Below are 764 nucleotides of genomic sequence, written 5' to 3' on the forward strand. Positions count from 1 at the left end.
CAACGGTTACGTATAAGAATAGTGCGTAGTTTGAGTGCGAGGATTTTCCGAAGGAAAATCAGATGCAAGCAAACAAACACTAACTTTTAGTTTAGGAATAAACTTACGCATTATTTTTATACAATGTTGTGGTTAGTTTTTTAAATCCGATAAAACATCTTCCAATTCAATAATATCTTCTCTTACTGCTGGTTCTTTTACTATAGAAAGTGCTTTATTCACAAGTTTATATGACGTTTCATAATCTTTTTTCTTGTAATATGAATTAGCCAAATTGTAATAAAAATATCCTTTTTTCTCTTGATTATTTTCCAATTCAAGACCTTTTTCTAATACTACTATTGACTTATTAAATTTCAAGAGTTTATTATAAGCGGTTCCAAAGTTCATATAGGTTATGGTGAAAGTACTGTCAATTTTCAGAGACTTTTCAAAATAAAGAGTACAATCCGCTAAGTTTTTTAAATCAGCAGAAACTCCTCCCAAAGCATTAAGAATGATTTTATTATCAGGCTCTAAGTCGTTTGCTTTTTTGTATAATTTTTTAGCCTTTGAAAAATTACCTTTAGAATTTTGTTCGGAAGCAAGGTCAAAAGTTATAGAAGCAATAGAATCTTTTATTCCACCTCTTTTAAATTGATTTTTATAATGGATTGTTGTGTCTTTAGAATGTTTTGAAACAACCTTTTCTGAATCGCTTTTACAATTCAGAAATGTCAAAATTAATATTGTAAGTAGTATGTTTTTCATAATTAACCACAACG

The 764-nt window shown here is 28.5% G+C and carries 1 protein-coding gene; it reads right to left on the reverse strand.

Translation table 11 applies throughout. The features are described from left to right. Nucleotides 1–132: 132 nt before the first annotated feature. Nucleotides 133–764, reverse strand: a 632-nt coding sequence (locus tag V6246_RS18155; protein WP_341561860.1) for a tetratricopeptide repeat protein, incomplete at its 5' end; no start/stop codon positions are given.

Source organism: Algibacter sp. TI.3.09, from assembly GCF_038154905.1.
Taxonomy (GTDB): Bacteria; Bacteroidota; Bacteroidia; order Flavobacteriales; family Flavobacteriaceae; genus Algibacter.